The organism is Bradyrhizobium neotropicale, assembly GCF_001641695.1.
In the GTDB taxonomy this organism is placed as follows: Bacteria; Pseudomonadota; Alphaproteobacteria; order Rhizobiales; family Xanthobacteraceae; genus Bradyrhizobium; species Bradyrhizobium neotropicale.
On sequence record NZ_LSEF01000041.1, the window covers coordinates 80,389 to 98,758 of the forward strand.

The 18,370-nt window shown below is 63.7% G+C and carries 18 protein-coding genes and 1 tRNA gene; 9 read left to right on the plus strand and 10 right to left on the minus strand.

The window, feature by feature from the left end; genetic code table 11:
- Positions 1-83 precede the first annotated feature (83 nt).
- The 3 genes from AXW67_RS12990 to AXW67_RS13000 all read right to left on the minus strand — a co-directional run bounded on the left by AXW67_RS12990 (position 84) and on the right by AXW67_RS13000 (position 3,266).
- Positions 84-1,049 (minus strand): Bug family tripartite tricarboxylate transporter substrate binding protein, encoded by a 966-nt coding sequence (locus tag AXW67_RS12990; protein WP_063678202.1) that lies wholly within the window; start codon positions 1,047-1,049, stop codon positions 84-86.
- 17 nt (positions 1,050-1,066) lie between these two features.
- Positions 1,067-1,849 (minus strand): histidinol-phosphatase, encoded by a 783-nt coding sequence (gene hisN, locus AXW67_RS12995; protein WP_063678203.1) that lies wholly within the window; start codon positions 1,847-1,849, stop codon positions 1,067-1,069.
- Between the two features lie 526 nt (positions 1,850-2,375).
- The gene (locus AXW67_RS13000) at positions 2,376-3,266 is read right to left on the minus strand and encodes an N-formylglutamate amidohydrolase (RefSeq protein ID WP_063678204.1); all 891 of its coding nucleotides are present in this window, start codon (positions 3,264-3,266) and stop codon (positions 2,376-2,378) included.
- A gap of 319 nt (positions 3,267-3,585) precedes the next feature.
- Between AXW67_RS13000 and cpdR the strand changes: the two genes are divergently transcribed.
- From cpdR to AXW67_RS13025, 5 genes are all read left to right on the plus strand, one after another.
- Positions 3,586-3,945, plus strand: a complete 360-nt coding sequence (gene cpdR, locus AXW67_RS13005; protein WP_007597092.1) for a cell cycle two-component system response regulator CpdR — start codon at positions 3,586-3,588, stop codon at positions 3,943-3,945.
- A gap of 74 nt (positions 3,946-4,019) precedes the next feature.
- Positions 4,020-4,094: transfer RNA gene (locus tag AXW67_RS13010), tRNA-Val, on the plus strand.
- Positions 4,095-4,296: 202 nt separating this feature from the next.
- Positions 4,297-4,512 carry a hypervirulence associated TUDOR domain-containing protein gene (locus tag AXW67_RS13015; protein ID WP_063678205.1) on the plus strand — a complete coding sequence of 72 codons (216 nt, stop codon included), beginning with the start codon at positions 4,297-4,299 and terminating at the stop codon, positions 4,510-4,512.
- A gap of 30 nt (positions 4,513-4,542) precedes the next feature.
- Entirely contained in the window at positions 4,543-5,088 is a 546-nt protein-coding gene (locus AXW67_RS13020; protein WP_063678206.1) for a DUF488 domain-containing protein, read from the plus strand.
- A gap of 49 nt (positions 5,089-5,137) precedes the next feature.
- Positions 5,138-5,611, plus strand: coding sequence for an L-2-amino-thiazoline-4-carboxylic acid hydrolase (locus tag AXW67_RS13025; RefSeq protein ID WP_063678207.1), 474 nt, complete (start codon positions 5,138-5,140; stop codon positions 5,609-5,611).
- 6 nt (positions 5,612-5,617) lie between these two features.
- On the opposite strand, the gene AXW67_RS13030 is transcribed toward AXW67_RS13025, so the two are convergent.
- A complete protein-coding gene (locus AXW67_RS13030; protein ID WP_063678208.1) occupies positions 5,618-6,466 on the minus strand; it encodes a glyoxalase superfamily protein in 849 nt (282 codons plus the stop codon).
- 216 nt (positions 6,467-6,682) lie between these two features.
- Positions 6,683-7,669 carry a helix-turn-helix domain-containing protein gene (locus AXW67_RS13035; RefSeq protein ID WP_063678209.1) on the minus strand — a complete coding sequence of 329 codons (987 nt, stop codon included), beginning with the start codon at positions 7,667-7,669 and terminating at the stop codon, positions 6,683-6,685.
- A gap of 499 nt (positions 7,670-8,168) precedes the next feature.
- Here AXW67_RS13035 and AXW67_RS13040 point away from each other — a divergent pair, with 499 nt between their 5' ends.
- The 4 genes from AXW67_RS13040 (at position 8,169) to AXW67_RS13050 (ending at position 12,885) form a co-directional block, all read left to right on the plus strand.
- Positions 8,169-9,182: a formylglycine-generating enzyme family protein gene (locus AXW67_RS13040; RefSeq protein ID WP_063678210.1), complete on the plus strand. Its 1,014-nt coding sequence runs from the start codon at positions 8,169-8,171 to the stop codon at positions 9,180-9,182.
- A gap of 9 nt (positions 9,183-9,191) precedes the next feature.
- Complete coding sequence (locus AXW67_RS13045) at positions 9,192-11,000, plus strand: arylsulfatase (protein WP_063678211.1); 1,809 nt, start codon at positions 9,192-9,194, stop codon at positions 10,998-11,000.
- Positions 10,997-11,167, plus strand: coding sequence for a hypothetical protein (locus tag AXW67_RS42710; protein WP_161491252.1), 171 nt, complete (start codon positions 10,997-10,999; stop codon positions 11,165-11,167). Before AXW67_RS13045 ends, AXW67_RS42710 begins: the two co-directional genes overlap by 4 nt.
- 251 nt (positions 11,168-11,418) lie before the next feature.
- A complete protein-coding gene (locus AXW67_RS13050; RefSeq protein WP_063678212.1) occupies positions 11,419-12,885 on the plus strand; it encodes an FAD-dependent monooxygenase in 1,467 nt (488 codons plus the stop codon).
- 466 nt (positions 12,886-13,351) lie between these two features.
- On the opposite strand, the gene AXW67_RS13055 is transcribed toward AXW67_RS13050, so the two are convergent.
- The 5 genes from AXW67_RS13055 to AXW67_RS13075 form a co-directional block, all read right to left on the minus strand.
- The gene (locus tag AXW67_RS13055; protein WP_063678239.1) at positions 13,352-14,443 is read right to left on the minus strand and encodes an enolase C-terminal domain-like protein; all 1,092 of its coding nucleotides are present in this window, start codon (positions 14,441-14,443) and stop codon (positions 13,352-13,354) included.
- A 159-nt stretch (positions 14,444-14,602) separates the two neighbouring features.
- On the minus strand, positions 14,603-15,826 hold the full coding sequence (locus AXW67_RS13060; RefSeq protein WP_027552028.1) for an ABC transporter substrate-binding protein: 1,224 nt from the start codon (positions 15,824-15,826) through the stop codon (positions 14,603-14,605).
- Between the two features lie 164 nt (positions 15,827-15,990).
- Positions 15,991-16,965, minus strand: a complete 975-nt coding sequence (locus tag AXW67_RS13065) for an alpha/beta hydrolase (protein ID WP_245315531.1) — start codon at positions 16,963-16,965, stop codon at positions 15,991-15,993.
- A gap of 76 nt (positions 16,966-17,041) precedes the next feature.
- Entirely contained in the window at positions 17,042-17,530 is a 489-nt protein-coding gene (locus AXW67_RS13070) for a hypothetical protein (protein ID WP_063678213.1), read from the minus strand.
- A gap of 229 nt (positions 17,531-17,759) precedes the next feature.
- Positions 17,760-18,341 carry an alpha-ketoglutarate-dependent dioxygenase AlkB gene (locus tag AXW67_RS13075; protein ID WP_063678214.1) on the minus strand — a complete coding sequence of 194 codons (582 nt, stop codon included), beginning with the start codon at positions 18,339-18,341 and terminating at the stop codon, positions 17,760-17,762.
- Positions 18,342-18,370: the final 29 nt, after the last annotated feature.

The window sequence follows — 18,370 nt, forward strand, 5'->3', positions numbered from 1 at the left end:
GTCTCGAACCATGAAGGCCGAGCACGTTCCAGCCAGTTAAGGACCATATGAGATAGCCCTGCCCTCCACGGGAGGGTAAGAGCTTACTTCGCCGTCTCGACGCCGGCGTCCTTGATCACCTTCGCCCATTTCGCGGTCTCATCCGCGATGAAGCTGCGAAAGTGCTCCGGCTCATCACCGACCAGCGTTGCGCCTTGGGCCGCGAGTTTCTCCTTCACGGCCGGATCGGCCATCGCCTGTGTCGTAAGGCGATGAAGCGCCGCGACGATCTCCTGTGGCGTGCCCTTCGGCGCCACCATGCCGTACCAGTTCTCGATGCGTAAGGCGGGGAAGCCCGCCTCTGCCGTGGTGGGCACATCAGGCGCGGTCGGTGCGCGCACGAGCGAGCCGACCGCGACGGCGCGCAAGGAACCTGCCTTGATCTGCGGCAGCAGCACGGGCAGGTCGAGGAAGGTCATCTGCACCTGCTGGCCCAGGAGATCGTTCACCGCGGGCGCGGCGCCGCGATAGGGCACGTGCACGATGTCGATCCCGGCCGTGAGCTTGAACAATTCGCCGGCCAGATGCGGCAGGCTGCCGGGGCCGGAGGAGGCGAAGTTGAGCTTGCCGGGCTGCGCCTTCGCCAGTGCGATCAGCTCGCTGATGTCCTTGACCGGCACGTTGGTGGCCACCACCAGCATCTCCGGCACGGTCGCGACCAGCGTCACCGGCGTCAGATCGGTCAGCGTGGCGTAGGCGACCCTCTCCATGCTGGGGCTGATCGCGAGCGCGCCGGCGCTGGAAATGGCGATGGTATAGCCGTCGGGGGCGGCTTTGGCGACCGCGTCGGTGCCGAGCACGCCGCCCTGTCCGCCGCGATTGTCGATCACGACCGGCTGCCCCGAGATCTCGGACATGCGCTGGCCAATCACGCGGGCGATGATGTCGTTGGGGCCGCCGGCCGGGAAGGGCACCACCAGCCGGATCGGCTTGGCCGGAAAATTCTGGGCGGACGCGAATGTCGGGAGCAGGAGCAGGATTGCGAAGGTGAGCTTGCGCCAGTTTTTCATGCAAGCTCCTCGTCCGCTTATCCGTTGAGCAGCTTCAGTGCTTCTTCATGCACGCGCGGATCGCCGGCGGCAATGATGCGGCCGCCGCTTTGCGCCGGCTTGCCTTCCCAGGTGGTGACGACCCCACCGGCGCCGGTGACGATCGGGATCAGTGCGGCGATGTCGTAAGGCTTTAGCTCGGTCTCGACCACGAGGTCGACATGGCCTGCGGCCAGCATGCAATAGGAGTAGCAATCGCCGCCATAGCGCGACAGCCGCGCGCCCTGCTCGATGCGGCCGAAAATGGCACGGTCGCTCTCGTTCATCAGCAGCGGGCTCGTGGTGTAGGTCGTGGCTTCGCTGAGCGAAGCGCAGCGGCGGACCTGGAGCCGGCGCTCGCCGGAGGGGCCTTTATAATTGGTCGAGCCGTTGTCGCCGGAAAAGCGCTCGCCGATGAAGGGCTGGTGCATCATGCCGAACACCGGCGCGCCCTTGTGCAGCAGCGCGATCAGCGTGCCCCATATCGGAAAGCCGCCGATGAAGGATTTGGTGCCGTCGATGGGATCGAGCACCCAGACATAGTCGGCGTCCTCGTGCTCGTTGCCGAACTCCTCGCCGACGATGCCGTGCTGGGGGAAGTTGGCCTTGATCAGCCGCCGCATCACCGCCTCCGCGGCACGGTCGGCCTCGGTGACGGGGTCGAAATCCTTGGTCTTGCTCTTGTCGTCGATGGACAGCGAGGTGCGGAAGAACGGCAGTATGGTCTCGCCGGCGGCCGTGGCGAGCCGCCCGATGAAGGCTGAGAAGTCGATCACCGTCACGGCGAATCCTCGAAACGAAAGTCGGGTGAAGCTCGCACCTGCCTAGCTCAAATCCACCCCGGCGTGCAGCGCTGTCTTGATTTGCACCCTGGTATTTTGGATGCCGTCGTCCTGCTGCCTCCTCCGAGCCATATCCTGGACAAATATCGATCACGACGTTGAGAACTTAGTTCCGGGGTTGCCTTGTTTGTATGCAAACGGCTATCAACCCATTGAAATTCCTTATTAAAGAAACTGAATCTGGATTTCGCTAGAAGCAACTGAGCCCTGTGTTTTTTGCATGGGAAACGGCTCAAAAGCCCTTGCACTTTGTGCGGCGCAGTCGCATATTGTTGTGGTGCGGTAGCGCTTCGCGTTACCGCTGCCCTCCTTGGGCGTTTCCTCCCTAGACTTGGGCCGCTTGTTCATTACAAGCGGCCCTTTTTTCTTGGGCCCCTGTTTTCATTTCGACGCGCGCACGAAAGCAAATCGAAAACGCGAACGCGCCAAGCACTCGCGATGCAATCACGCGACGAAAGACGAGCCGTTATTCCGCCGCGGCCTGGAACGGGCCGAGATCGGTGAAGGGGATCGTGGTCGCCAGCACGTCGGCGAGGATCGCGAAGTCGGAGGCGACCTGCGCAAAGCGCGGTCCGCGCTCGCGCCGCCGCTCGTCCATGTAGATCGCGCGGTTGAGCTCGATCTGCACAGCGTGCAGGCCGCTGGCCGGGTTGCCGTAATGCTCGGTGATGAAGCCGCCGGCATAGGGCTTGTTGCGGCCGACCGAATAGCCGAGCCCGCTCAGGGTCTCCTCGACCCGGTCGGGCAGCAGCGGCGTGCAACTCGTGCCGTAGCGGTCGCCGATCACCATGTCGGGCCGGCGCGGCTCGTCGCGGGAGACGCCGACCGACGGCATCGAGTGGCAATCGACCAGCACCACCGTGCCGAACAGCTGATGCACCTTGTTGATCAGCCGGCGCAGCGCGCGGTGGTAAGGCTTGTAGAGCGCCTCGATCCGCGCCAGCGCATCGTCGACCAGGATGCGTTCGCGATAGATCTCCTGGCCGTCGCCGACGACGCGCGGGATGGTGCCGAGGCCACCGGCAACGCGCATCGAGCGGGTGTTGGCGAAGCTCGGCAGCCGCCCGGAGAACATCCGCGGGTCGAGCTCATAGGGCTCGCGATTGACGTCGACATAGGAGCGCGGGAAGTTGACGCGCACCGTCGGAAAGCCGCGATCGCTGAGATGGCCGATCAGCTCATCCATGAACGAGTCTTCCGAGCGCCGCAGCGTCGGCAGGTCGATCCGGGAGGACAGCAGGAATTCGTCCGGGTAGGTCGAGCCGGAATGGGGCGAGTTGAAGATGATCGGCGCCCGCCACTCGGTGGGCTCCACGATCTCGAAGGCTGGCGACACCTCGCCGTCAAACCGGGTCATCTGAGGGGCTTCGTCCCTTTGTAGCCGCAAGATCCGGCAAGGCCCGGATCGAATCGATTCGGCCGGTCGAGCGGCTCTTATGTGCGTTCATTGTCTGGAATCGCAACCATTCTGCCAAGTGAAAAAGTGTGATCGCCCCCTTGGAACATGTCTTAACCGTGCAGGCACCTCAACCCACGGTTCGATTGATTCACGCCCCATTCCGGTTCACAAAGAGCGGGCGCACGGGCCCAGGGTAAATACTTTCACTCCAAATTTACCCTCTATCGGGCTTAGTGTTCTTTGCTGATGTCCTCTCTAGGATTCGACGTTTCCTGCCATGCCAAAGATCCTGCTCGCCGAAGACGACAACGACATGCGCCGCTTCCTGGTCAAGGCGCTGGAAAACGCCGGTTTTCAGGTCTCCTCGCATGACAACGGCATGGCCGCCTATCAGCGGTTGCGGGAAGAGCCGTTTGAGATGCTGCTCACCGACATCGTGATGCCGGAGATGGACGGTATCGAGCTCGCCCGCCGCGCCTCGGAACTCGACCCCGACATCAAGATCATGTTCATCACCGGATTCGCCGCGGTGGCCCTGAACTCGGATTCGGACGCCCCCAAGAACGCCAAGGTGCTGTCGAAACCCGTGCACCTGCGCGAATTGGTGAGCGAAGTGAACAAGATGCTAGCGGCCTAAATCGACTTTGTTCCGTCCTTGCGCAGGCTCCCCTGAGCCGTTATAGGGACCCCACCCGATCTAGACGACCTCTAGGGCACGTAGCTCAGCGGGAGAGCACTACCTTGACATGGTAGGGGTCACAGGTTCGATCCCTGTCGTGCCCACCATCCTTCGCTCGCGCAGCGAGAGAAGGATGCCACGCCGAAGCCAACGGGCGAAGACGGGCTTTTCGCCGCGAGCTACGGCTGGGCAAGCCACGACCATCCAGGCGGCGAAGCGTGTCCGGCGTAGCTCGAACAGCGTAGACGGACTGGGGCGTCCAGTTCCGCTTCCCGGGAACGCCCCGGCGCCATCCGGCATTGGTACGTCATGCCAAACACCTTCAAAGTCGGTGACCACGTGAGCTGGAATTCCGAGGCTGGCCGCGTGCGCGGCCATATCCTGCGCGTGCACAGGAAAGACGTCGACTACAGGGGCTATATCCACCACGCGAGCCCGGATGATCCGCAATACGAGATCAAAAGCGACAAGACCGACCACATCGCCCTGCATAAGGGCTGGGCGCTGCGGCGGCTGGGGAGCTGACGTGCCGCCGTCGCGCTGACAGGGCGTCCCATGGCGCATCCGTTCTTCACGCTTGGCCACGCGGCCCGCCCGATCGAGGAGTTCGTCGAATTGCTGAAGGGCGTCTCCGTCACGCGCGTTGTCGACGTTCGCACCGTGCCGCGCTCGCGCACCAACCCGCAGTACAATCGCGAGACCTTGCCGCAATCGCTCGAGGCGCATGCGATCGGCTACGAGCATGTCGGCGCGCTCGGCGGCCTGCGCAGCCGCAACCGCGACATGCCGCCCGAGATCAACGCGTTCTGGCAGAACGACAGCTTCCACAATTACGCCGACTACGCCATGAGCGACGCCTTTCAGGCGGGCTTCGCGCATCTGCGCGAACTGGGGCACCGGCAGCGTTGCGCCATCGTTTGTGCGGAGACGGTGTGGTGGCGGTGCCACCGGCGGATCATCACCGATTATCTCATCGCGGCCGGCGAGACCGTGTTTCACATTCTGGGACCCGGAAAGGTCGAGCCGGCCGCGATCAACCCGGCCGCGCGCATCGCGCCTGATGGTCGTCTCACCTATCCCGCGGAAACCTCGGTTAGCTAATCGCCTCCGGCCGGGCTAAGCTTGCCGCAACGAGAACGAGGAGGCGTGGGTGAGCGTTTCCGTCATCGAACAGGCAAAGATCCAGGCCGAGGTGCTGATCCCGCTGGTCAAAGCCCTGCAGGCCGAGCTTGGCGAGGCGCGCGCCAATGCGCTGGTGCGCAAGGCGCTCGGCGATCTCTATCGCCGCTACGGCGAGGAATTTTGGCAAGCCAAGAACGAGACCAATCTCGGCAAGGCGGTCGCGTCGGCGTTCAGCACCTACGCGCGCGACGATGCACTCGCCTACGACGTGATCGAGCAGTCGGAAGACGCATTCGCCTTCGACGTGAAGCGCTGCGCCTATGCCGAGTTCTACAAGGCGCTCGGCGAGTCGGAGCTCGGCTTTCTCCTGGTCTGCACCGCCGACTTCGCGACGGCGGACGGATTTGGTCCCGACATCAAGCTCGCGCGCACGCAGACGATCATGCAGGGCGCCGATCATTGCGACTTCCGCTACCGGCGCGACCCCGCCGGTTCGACGTGAGGGATGTCACGGCCCCGGCGTGACGAAGGCCGAAGCGATGGTGCCGTCGGCCTCGAGCGCGATATGCCAATGCGACGCCGCGCCGCCCTGATGCCAGACCGAATAAACGTCCTGGCCTTGCGCGCCCACGCCAAGAAACTCGATCGATGCGATCGGGCCCATGTCGGCGAGGCTGCGCTGCAAGCGCGGCAATTGCTTGCGGGTGGCCTCCGCCAGTCCCGCACTCATCTCCGCGTAATTGGGCTGACCCGACGCGAGACTTGCGACGAGACGGCGAAGTGCGGCCTCGGTGCCGGGACTGGCCGACCGGCTGCTCATGCGGTCCTCGATCGCGCGCTGAAGCTCATGCGCCGCGGCCGCATCGATGCGCGGCATGGTGTGGTCGTTGCCATGCTGACGCAGCACCACAGCGGTCGGCCTGCTGTCCGGACCAAGGATGAAGCGGAGCTTGACCTCGATGTCGTCCGCGGTGAATTCCGTTTCGTCCACGGCGAGATACGGCACCGCGCCTTGGCCGCTCAGACGCCCCGACAACTGGCCTCCGTCGCGCGTGACGGTGAAGACGGCATTGTGAAACTGATAGTTTCCGACGTAGCGGTCCAGGATATCGGACGGGACATGAACCTCTTTCCCGTTCGTCACACCGGCGTCGACCTTCGCGCCCGGTCCACCGCTTCCCTCATGCCCGCCTTGTTCGGCGGTGCGGATCCTGGCCGCGAGGACGTTCCAGTTGGGCAGTCCAAATAATTTCGCGATGAGCTCGAGGCTCTCGCCGACGCCGAGGGAGACCGACCGGGAGTTGAGAGCTTCGCGAAGCGTTTGCGCCATGGCTTTGGCGTCGCGGAAATCGCGCATGTGCCGTTCCTCTGCTATGCGAACGGAAAAACGTCAGAGCTTGCGTTACTGACCCGTTCGCGTGAGCAAAGGACGCGTGCGGCGGTCTGATACACTTCACCATACCCACAAGGGCGCAAGCAGCAGGCGGTATCCACCGAAAGGAAGTGTGCTTGAGGGTGTCGTGCTTGTCAACAAACGCGAAACGCGACACGCATCGGGCGTAGCGCGATCACGCTAGGCGCAGATGTTTCCACCCCGCACGAGAGTGGACGGTGCAATTCCCAATGTCTGCGACGGATGCTCGCCGAACATCGTGAAATAATAGTGAGAGAAGCGGCCGAGCTCGTAGAAGCCCTGCTGCATGGCCACCGCGGCAACCGTCGTCGAGCCTGGTGCGCTGTCGCGCAGGATGGAATGGATGGCGCACAGGCGCTTGTACCGCAGGAAGGTGACCGGCCCGATGCCAAACACTTCCTGAAAGGCGCGATGCAAGGTGCGCCGGGATACTCTCAGCGTGGAGCAGATCTCCGAAACGTGCACCGGGCGCGGGCCGGTCTCGTCCAGATAGTCCTCGACCCTGCGGATGAGCCGCCGTGCCGAAGGCAGCCAGCCGCTGTCGTCGGGTGGCAGCGACGATATGACGTTGGCGGCCATGCACTCGACGATCGACCGTTTCCAGAAATCGGCGTTCGACGGCATCAGCGCGTATTTGTGGGTGCGCAGATGCGACATGATCCGGACCAGACGATGCGAGGCGACCGCGCCGGTCGCAAGATCAGCGCGGAAGTGACCGCGGCCGCGCCAGGTGTCGGGGTCGCTCAGCCTTGCCTCGCCGCCGAACAGCGACGTCACCTCGTCGAGATCGAAGCGCATCGCCGCGTAGGCGGACCCGCCGTGAAACACGCCGTCATGTTCGAGCAGCGGCGGAATCACGAGCACGTCGTTGAGCTGCATGTCGAACGACCAATGCGCCACGCGCTGCTCTGCCGCCAGCAGCATGCCGATGATCAGCTTGTCGTCGCTGGCGATGCGCTGCGTGCGCATGCCGACGTTGAAGGCGCCGATGCTGAGCGAGAAATCTCCGATGCCAACATGGGACAGCGTGCCGTGCAGCCGTCCGCGTCCAAGCTGCATGACGTCGACATGTGATCCGTGAACGGCCTGCTGAAGGCCCTCGAAACCATCAAGCTTCTGCGAATCAACCAGAAGAAACTGCCCCATGGCGGCACTCTCTGATGGAAGCGCGACAATTATGCGGCAGGCGACGGGATAATACTACCGCGCCCAGGAAGAGGGCGGAGCGATGCAGCTTCGCTCTTTGAAGCAAATCATCGCCGAACTTGACGCGAAGTATACGCGTCGCAACCATCGGTATTGAAGGACCGGCGCACTGCGTCGTTAGGGCTAACTGCCGCTGTGGTGCGCTGGCACAATTTGCACATCACAGGTTTCCAATCTTCGGATACCATTTGCACCTCAGCAATTTTTTCCGAGTCGCTCCGCGGATCGCAGAGCGCACGCAGCCGTGGTTCGCTGTGTGCTCAAATGGGTGCGCGCGAAAGAGGAAGAGATGTTTACGCAATATGCCGTGAACATCTTAGCCTTCAGCGCCGACAGGAGGGGGATCAGGCGATGTGTCCAGCGCACAGGGCGATCTGTCACTGCCGAATTCCGTTGAATTTCGCGCCGTAGCATCGGGTGGACGTATCGGGGTTCCACCATGCTGCGGACCGATCTGGATCACTGCGAGTGGTTGCCGGATGACGTGAAGACCGGCGAGATGGTCTTCATCGCCGGTGGTACATTCCGGATGGGCTCCGACCACCATTATCCGGAGGAAGCGCCGAGCCATCGGGTGTCCGTTGACGGCTTCTGGATCGACCGCACGCCGGTGACCAACCGGCAGTTCAAGAAATTCGTCAATGCGACCGGCCACGTCACCGAGGCGCAGCTCGTTCCCGATCCCAAGGACTATCCCGGCGCGCTGAAGGAGATGCTCTACGCCGGCTCGCTGGTGTTCTCGCCGTTGCCGCGCATCACCGATCTGCGCGATTGGAGCCAGTGGTGGAGCTTCATGCGCGGCGCCAACTGGCGCCATCCTTACGGCCCCGGCAGCAACATCAAGGGGCTCGACGATCATCCCGTCGTCCACGTCTCCCATAGCGACGCGGCTGCCTATGCGCGCTGGGCTGGCAAGGATCTGCCGACGGAAGCGGAATGGGAGTTCGCCGCGCGCGGCGGCCTCGACGGCGAGGAGTTCGCCTGGGGCGACGCGCTGATGCCCGGCGGCAACCACATGGCCAACATCTGGCAGGGAAACTTCCCTGTCCAGAACCTCGGCGAGGATGGGTTCGAGCGTACCTCGCCGGTCATGGCCTTTCCGCCGAACGGCTACGGCCTCTATGACATGATCGGCAATGTCTGGGAGTGGACCTCGGACTGGTGGTCGGCGCGGCATGTGGCGGATGTCGCAAAGCCCTGCTGCATCCCACTTAATCCGCGCGGCGGGTGTGAGGAGGCGAGCTTTGATCCATGTCAACCAGACATACGCATCCCGCGGAAAGTCTTGAAAGGCGGTTCGCATCTCTGCGCGCCGAACTATTGCCGCCGCTATCGCCCGGCCGCGCGTCACGCCGAGCCGGTCGATACCTCGACCAGCCACGTCGGATTCAGGTGTGTGGTGCGCGTGCCCACCGCCCGCCGCCACCAACAGGAAGGAATTGCTGCAATATAGGAGTATCGCATGAGCAGCGAGTTGGAGAACAAGAACAACCAGGCCAGAGCTGACCAGTCGATCGATCGCAGAAATCTCCTGTTAGGGACATCATCAATCGTCGCCGCGGCGACGTTCACTTCCGAGGCACTAGCGCAAGTACAGAAGGCCGCGCCGGCGCCGGCAGCAAGTCCATCACCTTCCGGCCGCAAGCCCAACATCCTCGTGATCTTCGGCGATGACATCGGTATCGCCAACATCAGCGCGTGTTCCAGCGGGCTGATGGGCTACGAGACGCCGAACATCGATCGCATCGGGCGCGAAGGCATACGCTTCCTGCATTATTATGGCGAGCAGTCCTGCACCGCCGGTCGTGCCGCGTTTCTCACCGGCCAGCACGGCATCCGCACGGGGCTGACCAAGGTCGGCTACCCCGGCGCGCCGATGGGGATCAGCCAGCTTGATCCGACGGTCGGCGGCCTGCTCAAGAATCTCGGCTATGCCACGGGCCAGTTCGGCAAGAACCATGTCGGCGACCGCAACGAGAACCTGCCGACGGTGAACGGCTTCGACGAGTTCTTCGGCAATCTCTACCACCTCAATGCCGAGGAAGAGCCCGAGCTGCCCGATTACCCGAAAGACCCTGCCTATCGCGCCAAGTTTGGCCCGCGCGGTGTGCTTCGCTGCAAGGCGACGGACCGGGATGATCCGACTGAGGATCCACGCTTTGGCAGGATCGGTAAGCAGACGATCGAAGATACCGGCGCGCTGACCAAGAAGCGGATGGAGACGGTCGATGACGAGACCTCGGCCGCGGCGATCGACTTCATGAAGCGGCAGCAGAGCGCGGGCAAGCCTTTCTTCTGCTGGTTCAATGCGACTCGCATGCACCTGCGCACCCATGTGCGCGATAGCCATCGCGGCCGCTATACGCATGGCGACAGTGAATATGTCGACGGCATGATCGAGCATGACGATACCATCGGCACCCTGCTCAAGGCGCTCGATGACATGGGCATCGCGAACGACACCATCGTTGTCTACACCAGCGACAACGGCCCTCACATGAACACGTGGCCGGATGGCGCCATGACCTGGTTCCGCTCCGAGAAGAACACCAATTGGGAAGGCGCGTTCCGCGTGCCCTGCCTGGTGCGTTGGCCCGCCGCGATCAAGCCCGGCACGGTCAGCAACGAGGTGATGAGCCATAACGACTGGATTCCGACGCTGTGCGCCATCGCGGGTGAGCCGGATATCGTGGGCAAGCTGAAGGCCGGCTACACGGCGAACGGCATCTCCTACAAGGTCCATCTCGACGGCTACGACCAGTCGCCATTCCTGCGCAATGTGAGCGGAACGGCCGCCAACAACAACGGAGCAAAAAGTGCGCGTGACAAATTCTTCTATGCCGATGACGACGGCCTGCTGGTCGGGATGCGGCAAGGCGACCGGAAGTACGTGTTCTCGGAGCAGCGGAAAGAAGGCACGATGGGCGTTTGGGCCGAGCCGTTCACCACCCTGCGCCTCCAGAAGATCTTCAACCCGATGCAAGACCCTTTTGAGCGGGCCGACATCACGTCCAACACCTATTGGGACTGGAATCTGAACGAGGTCGGCGGTGCCTACGGCATGATGGATGAGGTCTTCAAGTTCGTTGCAACCTTCAAGGAGTTTCCGCCGCGTTCGTTCCCACCGAGCTTCAACCCCGCGAACATCATGGAGAGCACGCTCGATGCGATCAAGAAGAAGCGTGAGCTCGCGGGCAGCATCGATGCCGAGCGGATTCGTGCCAAGGTCAATGAGATGATCAACCAGCAGCTCCAGGGCGCCACGAAATGACGTACGCTCGCCCGGTCGGCGCAATGCCGGCCGGGCGGCGAGGAAAGGAACAGGCGATGGCGCTCCTGGTCCGGTTCAACCTGCTGCTCTGCGTGATGGTCACGTGCTCGCTCTCGCCCGCGCCGCCCGAGCCGGCCACGGCCAAACCAGTCGTTCGGAAATACTGAAGGAGGCGTCGTGCGCGCGTCGAACGATTTCGACGCGCAGCTCTATCTCTGAGGCTTGGGTGAAGGTGTCGGAAGACACAGCGAAAACACCCGCCCTCCCAGCTCTATATGTGGCCTGCAACGCCCTTGCTTCAAGTCCCCGGTCATCCCGTAGAACCCCCGGTCTCAGCCATCAGCAAGGGGATCACGAGATGAGCGCATCGAGATCGACGGATCGGGCACACGCGGCGGGGCGGACTGCAGGAACTGCGATGATCGGCCATGCGGTGGTCATCGTCGGAGCGGGCCCGACCGGACTGATGCTCGCAGGCGAGCTGCGGCTTGCGGGCGTCGACGTCGCCATTATCGAGCGGCGTGTCAATCAGGACCTCGTCGGCACGCGTGCCGGTGGATTGCATGCGCGCAGCATCGAGATTCTCGATCAGCGCGGCATCGCGGACCGGTTCCTCGGCGAGGGGCAGGTGGCCCAGGTCGCGGGTTTCGCCTGGAATCGTCTCGACATCAGCGACTTCCCCACCCGCCATCCCTACGGGCTCGCGCTGAGGCAGAACTACATCGAGCGTATCCTGGCCGAGTGGGCCAGCGAGCTCGGCGTGCGTATCTATCGCGGGCGCGAGGTGACGGCGATCTCGCAGGACGAGACCGGCGTCGAGATCGACGTGGCCGATGGTCCGCCGCTGCGGGCCGACTATCTCGTCGGCTGCGACGGCGGACGAAGCCTGGTGCGCAAGGCCGCAGGCATCGACTTTCCCGGCTGGGATGCGACAACGAGCTGCCTGATCGCCGAAGCCGAGACCGCCGAAGAGCCGGAATGGGGCCTCCGCCGCGACGACAAGGGCATCCATTCCTTCGCGCGCCTGGAGGATGGGCCGGTGCGGATGATGGTGACCGAACAGCACACCGGACCAAACGGCCGCAGCGAGCCCTCCTTGCGCGATCTCAGCGATGCCCTCATCGCCGTCCACGGCACCGATTACGGGATTCACAGTCCGGCCTCGATATCGAGGTTCACCGACATGACCCGGCAGGCGGCCACCTATCGGAACAGGCGGGTGCTGCTCGCCGGCGACGCCGCACACGTGCATTCGCCGGTCGGTGGGCAGGGCCTCAACACCGGCTTGCAGGACGCGGTGAATCTGGGATGGAAGCTGGCGCAGGTGGTGAAGGGCATCTCGCCGGAAAGTCTCCTCGATAGCTACCACGCCGAGCGCCACCCGGTCGCCGCTCGCGTCCTGCGCAATACGATGGCGCAGACTGCGCTGCTTCGTCACGACGATCGCATCGACGCCCTGCGCGACAACGTGGCCGAGCTTCTCGGCATGGAGGAGCCGCGCAAACGCTTCGGTGCGATGATGTCGGGTCTCGACATTCGCTATGACCTCGGCGAGGGGCATCCGCTGCTCGGGCGCCGCATGCCCGATCTCAACATCGTCACGCCCGCCGGTCCGCTCCGAATGTTCTCGCTGCTGCATGGTGGCCGTGCCGTGCTGCTCAATCTCGGCGAGCCCGGAAGCCTCGACATTGTGCCTTGGGCGGATCGGGTCCAACCGATCGACGCCAGCTATGCCGGCTCGTGGGAACTTCCCGCGCTCGGCGCGGTCGCTGCGCCCGATGCCGTGCTGGTGCGGCCCGATGGATATGTCGCATGGGTGGGCGATACGGCGCAGCGCGGACTCGTTGAGGCGCTCACCACCTGGTTCGGCCCACCCGCCGCGTAGCGCACGGTGTTGGGACGAGCGCTGCCGCGTGCTCCGCTCTACTCCCTCCCCCGCAAGGGCAGGGCTATCGCATATGCCCTTGTGGCGCGCGCTCGGCCTTGATGGTTCGAGACGCGCCGTAAGGCGGCGCTCCTCACCATGAGGGTCTAAGACTTTGCCGCAAACCAAGACCTCATCCTGAGGAGCCCGCCAAAAGCGGGCGTCTCGAAGGATGGGCCGCAAGGAGGCTGCCTGCCAAACTCCCTCTCATATGCGATAGCCCTGCCCCGCAAGGGGGGAGGGAACGCAGCGGTGCGCGCTGCTGCACCTTGCTCCGTCATTGCGAGCGCAGCGAAGCAATCCAGGAATCTTTCCGCGGAGACAGTCTGGATTGCTTCGCTGTGCTCGCAATGACGATGGGGGGGGGAGAGCGCGTCATACCTCCCCAGGGTTGTCCTGGCTTTCGCCAGACGACCAACTGCTTCGATCAGCTCACCAGATACCTCTTCACCGCCGGCTCGTCCCATTCGATGCCGTTGCCGGGCGTCTCGTTCGGCAGCGCGAAGCCGTCCTTGATGGCGAGGCGCGTCGACAGCACCGCGTCGGCCCAGTCGACATATTCCAGCCAATGCGCGGTCGGCGTGACGCAGAGCAGGTGCGCGCTGACCTCCGAGAACAGATGCGTCGACATTTCGATGCCGGCGGCATGGGCGAGGGACGAAGCGCGCAGCCAGCCGGTGACGCCGCCGATGCGCTGCACGTCAGGCATCACGTAGTCGCAAGCCTCGGTGGACAGAGCGGACTGCATGGAGAAGGCGCTGTCGAAATTCTCGCCGATCTGGACCGGCGTGCGGAGCGCATCCGCAATGCGGGCGCAGCCGGCATAGTCGTCATGGCGGATCGGCTCCTCGATCCAGGTCAGCCCCTCATCGTCGAGCATCTCGCCGCGGCGGATCGCCTCGGTGACGGTCAAGGCCTGGTTGTAGTCGCACATCAGCGTCACCTGATCGCCGACAGCCTTGCGCACCGCCCGCACCACGTTCAGATCCTCCCGCGCATCGGGGCGGCCGACGCGGATCTTTGCGGCGTGAAAACCTTCACCCAGCAGCTTTTGCACCTCGTCCACCGCGGCGCCGGCGGGCATGATTCCGAGTCCCTTCGAATTATAGGCACGCACCGGCTTCGGCGCGCCGCCGAGCAGGCGCGCCAGCGGCAGGCCGCGTGTGCGCGCCAGCGCGTCCCACGCCGCCATGTCGATGCCGGATTGCGCCAGCCGTTGCAGCCCGGCAAGGCCGAGCAGCGTGAAGCGCTGGGTCAGCTTGCGCTCGATCTCGAACGGCAGCAGCTCGTCGCCTGTGAGCAGCTCCGACATCTCCGCAACCATTGCCGCCAGCGGCTTCAAGGCCGACGGCGTGATCGAGAACAGATAAGCGTGCCCCCGCGCGCCCTGGTCAGTCTCACAGTCGATCAGCACCAGAGGCGCCCTGGCGACCGCGCCGGTCGAGGTCTGGAGCGGCAGGTTCATCGGCACGATCGCAGGGCGCGCAGTGAAGCGCTTGATGCGAATGGTCTCGGTCATTCGGAAGATCTCCCGGCGGAGCGGTTGCAGGCCGATCATAAACATTCGTCATGAAACGAAAAGTCGTTTGCCGCGACCGCCATGAATGCCAAATGGTGTGCCTCCGGTATCGAGCAGCCGCCGCGCGCGCTGGCCTCGCTCAAGCCGGCGTGAGGCGGCTCATCGCGCCGCGCCTTCCGTGAATGCGGTTTCGATCACCGCGCCGAATGGTTGCCAGGAGCGCCCGTCAAACTGGACGAGCCGCATCTGCTTGATCGGCAGATAGCTGTCTGGCGAGGTATTCATCCTGATGTTGGGCAACGCGACGGAGGGCTGATAGTCCCTGAGCGAAGCAGCCTGACGCATGATGTTCTCGCGCGACAGGTCGTCGCCGCATTGCTTCAGCACCTGCGTCAGCGCCTCGGCCGCGGCGTAGCCATAGAGCGCAGCGTTGTTGTTCGTGCTTTCGACATGATGGTACTTGTCCATGAAGGCGAACCAGTCCTTCATGGCAGGATCGTTTTTCCACGCGGGATCGCTTGGATCCTTCAGGAAGGCCGCGGAGATCACGCCGGCCGAATTCTCCAATCCTGCGGGCGCCATCGCATTGGCGATCGAGGCGGAAGAATCGTTCACAATGAAGACCGGGTGCCAATTGAGTGACGCCGCCAGCTTGATCGCCTTGGACGCCGTCGATGGCACGCCGAGAAAGACGAAAATATCGGCGCCCGCGCGCTTGAGGATCGAGATGTGCCCTTCGAGATGTTCATCGGTAATGTCGAAGGCGATGTCGACGAGGACGAGACGGTTCAGATCGCCAAGACCTTCCTCGATCCCCTTGAAGACCATGCGCCCGAACTGGTCGTTCTGCCAAAGCACCACGATCTTGCGCTGCGGATAATAGGCCTGAATATAGTTGGCGTAGATGCGTCCCTCGGCCTTGAACGAGGGCTGCCAGCCCATGGTCCAGGGAAACCGGTTGGGCCGGCTCAGCTCCTCGTCACCGGAGGCGACGAAAAGTTGCGGAATCTTCCGCTCGTTGAGATACGAGCGCGTGGCGAGGTTGCCGGGCGTGCCGAACGCGCCGAACATCAACAGCACGTCGTCCTTCTCGATCAGATTGCGGGTGAGTTCCAGCGCAGTCGTGGGATCGGAATTGTCATCGCGCGTGATGAAGCGGACCTTGCGGCCGTTGATCCCGCCGCGATCGTTGATCATGTCGAAATAGGCGGCCTCCGCCTTGCCGATCGCGCCGAATTCGGAGAGCGGTCCCGAATAGGGCATGACGTTGCCGATGCGGATTTCGGTGTCGGCCGTGGGTTGCTCTGCACGTTGCTGCGACATCGCCCCCAGCGAGGCGAAAGCGACCATCACAACGAACAGCATCCTGCCGCTGACGCGCATGTTTGATACCTTGATGTTGGCCCCTCATGAGGTCGGCTCACCCTGCACCAAGGCCGCTTGATCTAGGTCAAGCGTTTGTCAATCCTGTGGCCTGATGGCGCGCCGCGACCTGTCCGCGCCGAGCTAAACGACAGGCGTCCTGACGCGCTGACGACGACGGCCTGCTACGGCAGTCCCCGCGCCTCGAGCTGACGCACGAGCAGCAGCGTCGGCTCGGCGAGGCTGTCGCCGGAACCGTCGAGCCCGAACGCCGCGGCGATGCCGTCGCGGCCGCGCAAGATCGTGGTGCGCGGGCAGTGACCGGCGGCGCAGAGCGCGTCCTTCAGGGCTTCGCCCTGTGCGACGAGATGTGCGGGATCGCCTGCGCCCCAGGCCAGCACGATCGGCTCATCGATGGTGAGGATGCCGGGAAAGATCGATCGCTTGTCATATTGGCTCGCATCGGTGCCGAAATACGCCTTCTCGCTGTCGCTCGCGTCCTTGCCCGCGCGATAGATCCCGGACACCAGCACGACGGCGGCGACGTCGGCCCGGTCGGCCTGAAGCTCGGGATGGGCGAGCAGGCTCGCGACATGGAACGCGCCGGCGCCGTAGCCGACCGCAACGATCTCGCGGACATCGCCCTTGAACAGGTCGATGTTCTGGTGGAGCCACGACAGCGCCGCCGCGACATCGGTCGCGCCGGTCGGCCAGGTTGCCGCGGGCGCGAGGCGATAGTTCACGCGCACGCCGATCATGCCGTTGTGCACGGCAAAGCACATTGCCTGATCCTGGACCTCGCGCGACAGGTCTGGTGCGACGGTGTCGCCGGTGAAGGTATCGCCGCCCACAAACACCAGCACCGGCTGAGATATATCCGCCTTGTTTGCACTGGTCGCGACGTCAAGCACGTTCTGCTCGCTCTCGCCATAGCGGAGGCCGCGCGAGAAAGTGACCTGCTCGCACAGCCGGGCGGTGCCGCCGGCGCTCGTGTCGCTATCGGTGAGACCCACCCGGACGAGACCGGATCCTGTCAGCCGCGCCGGCACCGGGCCATGTGCGGAGGCTGTCGTCACGGTCAGAAGAAGGAAAAATGCGAGATAATTCTTGATCATATTGGTGCAGGCCTTGCGCGCCCAATATTGGTCCGCTCGTTTCACTCGTCTTTTCAATTCGCCTTATTAGTTCGTCTTGAGGCGATTTCACGGCACGTTCGGTTCGCCCGCAAAGCCTGGCTCAATTCCCCGGCTGGAACGTGCAATCCGCCCCGCTGCCGTCCTTCCGCCGGATCGCATTCGGATCGATCGTGCAGCTCAATCTGGTCAGGCTCTCGAAATTTGATCCGGCCGCGCCGTCGGGCGGAATGCCGGCCAGTGCCTCGGTGGCGTAGATCTCGTTCGCCGTGGAGCCGTTCACGGTCTTGATCTTTTTGCCGAAGGTGACCTCGCAATTGCGCGTGGTGATGTCGACATTGCCGGTACGGCAGACGATCCTGTCCGCAGTCACCACGATCGTCTTCTTGTAGGGGATGTCGCTGTTCGCGGCGAACAGCATCGCAACCGCCTTCTTCTCGGCGCCCGACAGGTCCGGCGACAGCGGCGCGAGCACACCGGCGAGCGCGAGCGCCGTGGAGCCCGAGACCTTCGCGGGCGTGGCGGCGGAGGCGGCATGGAAGGCACCGACGATGACAAAGGCGCAGGTTGGGAAAAATCTGCCTGACGTCATCCTTGCCCCCTGAATCCCTGGCCGTCTTGTTGCGCTCGGTGACAGCGTTGTCGGCCATGCCGCGGGATGCGCATGGGCAACCTAGCATGCAATCGGAAGTGGAAGGCAAGCTGGCAAAACGCGTGAGGATATATTGGTGCCGCTGTTTTGCCCGACGTGTCAACGACTTTGCGAAGCGCGAGCAATGCCTCATGCCGGCGACGCCGGCTACTGTGCATGGGGTTGTTTTTCAGATTTTTTGTGCGGCAGGCTTCATCGTCCTGAACGTGATCGAATAGCGGCGGGCCTCCACCGGCGGGATGCTGTGCTCCCACTGTGAGCGTGCCTCCCCGTCCATCATGTAGAGCGAACGTGGAAGGGCTTCGAGCGTGTAGCGATCCCACTTGTCGGCTCGCCGGCGCCGGAAGCGGAATTTGCAGGGAGAGCCGAGCGACACGCCGAGGATCTTGTCGAAATGCGGCTTGTCCCGGTGCCAGCCGATGCCGACGCCGACGTCATATTCCGTGCAGAGCACCTGGGCGACGGCGCCGTCCGCCAGCCCGGCCCAGGCTTCGACCTGACGCGCAGCCGGCACGAGCCAGGCCGGGATCGGCTCGGCTTCAATCAGGCGCTGCAGCGAATAATCGTAACGGAAGCCGAAGGACGCGACCCGGCGATTGCCCTCGAAGGCGCCGAACTGGAAGCGCTGCAGCGGCAATGCCGCAATGCGGCCGATCAAGTCCTGCCCGGCGGCTGCAGGGATGAAATCGTTCGTGTAGCGAAGGCCGGCGGGACCGTCCTGCGGGTCGGCAAACAAACCAAGCTGCGTCATTCCGGCGGCACTCTTCCTGCTCGATCGGC

What these genes read in the sequence shown, in the direction of transcription:
- AXW67_RS12990 (WP_063678202.1), bottom strand. Translation starts at nt 1,049, where the DNA reads ATGAAAAACTGGCGCAAGCTCACCTTCGCAATCCTGCTCCTGCTCCCG.
- AXW67_RS13060 (WP_027552028.1), bottom strand. Translation starts at nt 15,826, where the DNA reads ATGCGCGTCAGCGGCAGGATGCTGTTCGTTGTGATGGTCGCTTTCGCC.
- AXW67_RS13075 (WP_063678214.1), bottom strand. Translation starts at nt 18,341, where the DNA reads ATGACGCAGCTTGGTTTGTTTGCCGACCCGCAGGACGGTCCCGCCGGC.
- AXW67_RS13050 (WP_063678212.1), top strand. Translation starts at nt 11,419, where the DNA reads ATGATCGGCCATGCGGTGGTCATCGTCGGAGCGGGCCCGACCGGACTG.
- AXW67_RS13040 (WP_063678210.1), top strand. Translation starts at nt 8,169, where the DNA reads ATGCTGCGGACCGATCTGGATCACTGCGAGTGGTTGCCGGATGACGTG.
- AXW67_RS13035 (WP_063678209.1), bottom strand. Translation starts at nt 7,669, where the DNA reads ATGGGGCAGTTTCTTCTGGTTGATTCGCAGAAGCTTGATGGTTTCGAG.
- AXW67_RS13015 (WP_063678205.1), top strand. Translation starts at nt 4,297, where the DNA reads ATGCCAAACACCTTCAAAGTCGGTGACCACGTGAGCTGGAATTCCGAG.
- AXW67_RS13030 (WP_063678208.1), bottom strand. Translation starts at nt 6,466, where the DNA reads ATGCGCGATTTCCGCGACGCCAAAGCCATGGCGCAAACGCTTCGCGAA.
- AXW67_RS42710 (WP_161491252.1), top strand. Translation starts at nt 10,997, where the DNA reads ATGACGTACGCTCGCCCGGTCGGCGCAATGCCGGCCGGGCGGCGAGGA.
- AXW67_RS13000 (WP_063678204.1), bottom strand. Translation starts at nt 3,266, where the DNA reads ATGACCCGGTTTGACGGCGAGGTGTCGCCAGCCTTCGAGATCGTGGAG.
- AXW67_RS13045 (WP_063678211.1), top strand. Translation starts at nt 9,192, where the DNA reads ATGAGCAGCGAGTTGGAGAACAAGAACAACCAGGCCAGAGCTGACCAG.
- AXW67_RS13020 (WP_063678206.1), top strand. Translation starts at nt 4,543, where the DNA reads ATGGCGCATCCGTTCTTCACGCTTGGCCACGCGGCCCGCCCGATCGAG.
- AXW67_RS13070 (WP_063678213.1), bottom strand. Translation starts at nt 17,530, where the DNA reads ATGACGTCAGGCAGATTTTTCCCAACCTGCGCCTTTGTCATCGTCGGT.
- AXW67_RS13055 (WP_063678239.1), bottom strand. Translation starts at nt 14,443, where the DNA reads ATGACCGAGACCATTCGCATCAAGCGCTTCACTGCGCGCCCTGCGATC.
- cpdR (WP_007597092.1), top strand. Translation starts at nt 3,586, where the DNA reads ATGCCAAAGATCCTGCTCGCCGAAGACGACAACGACATGCGCCGCTTC.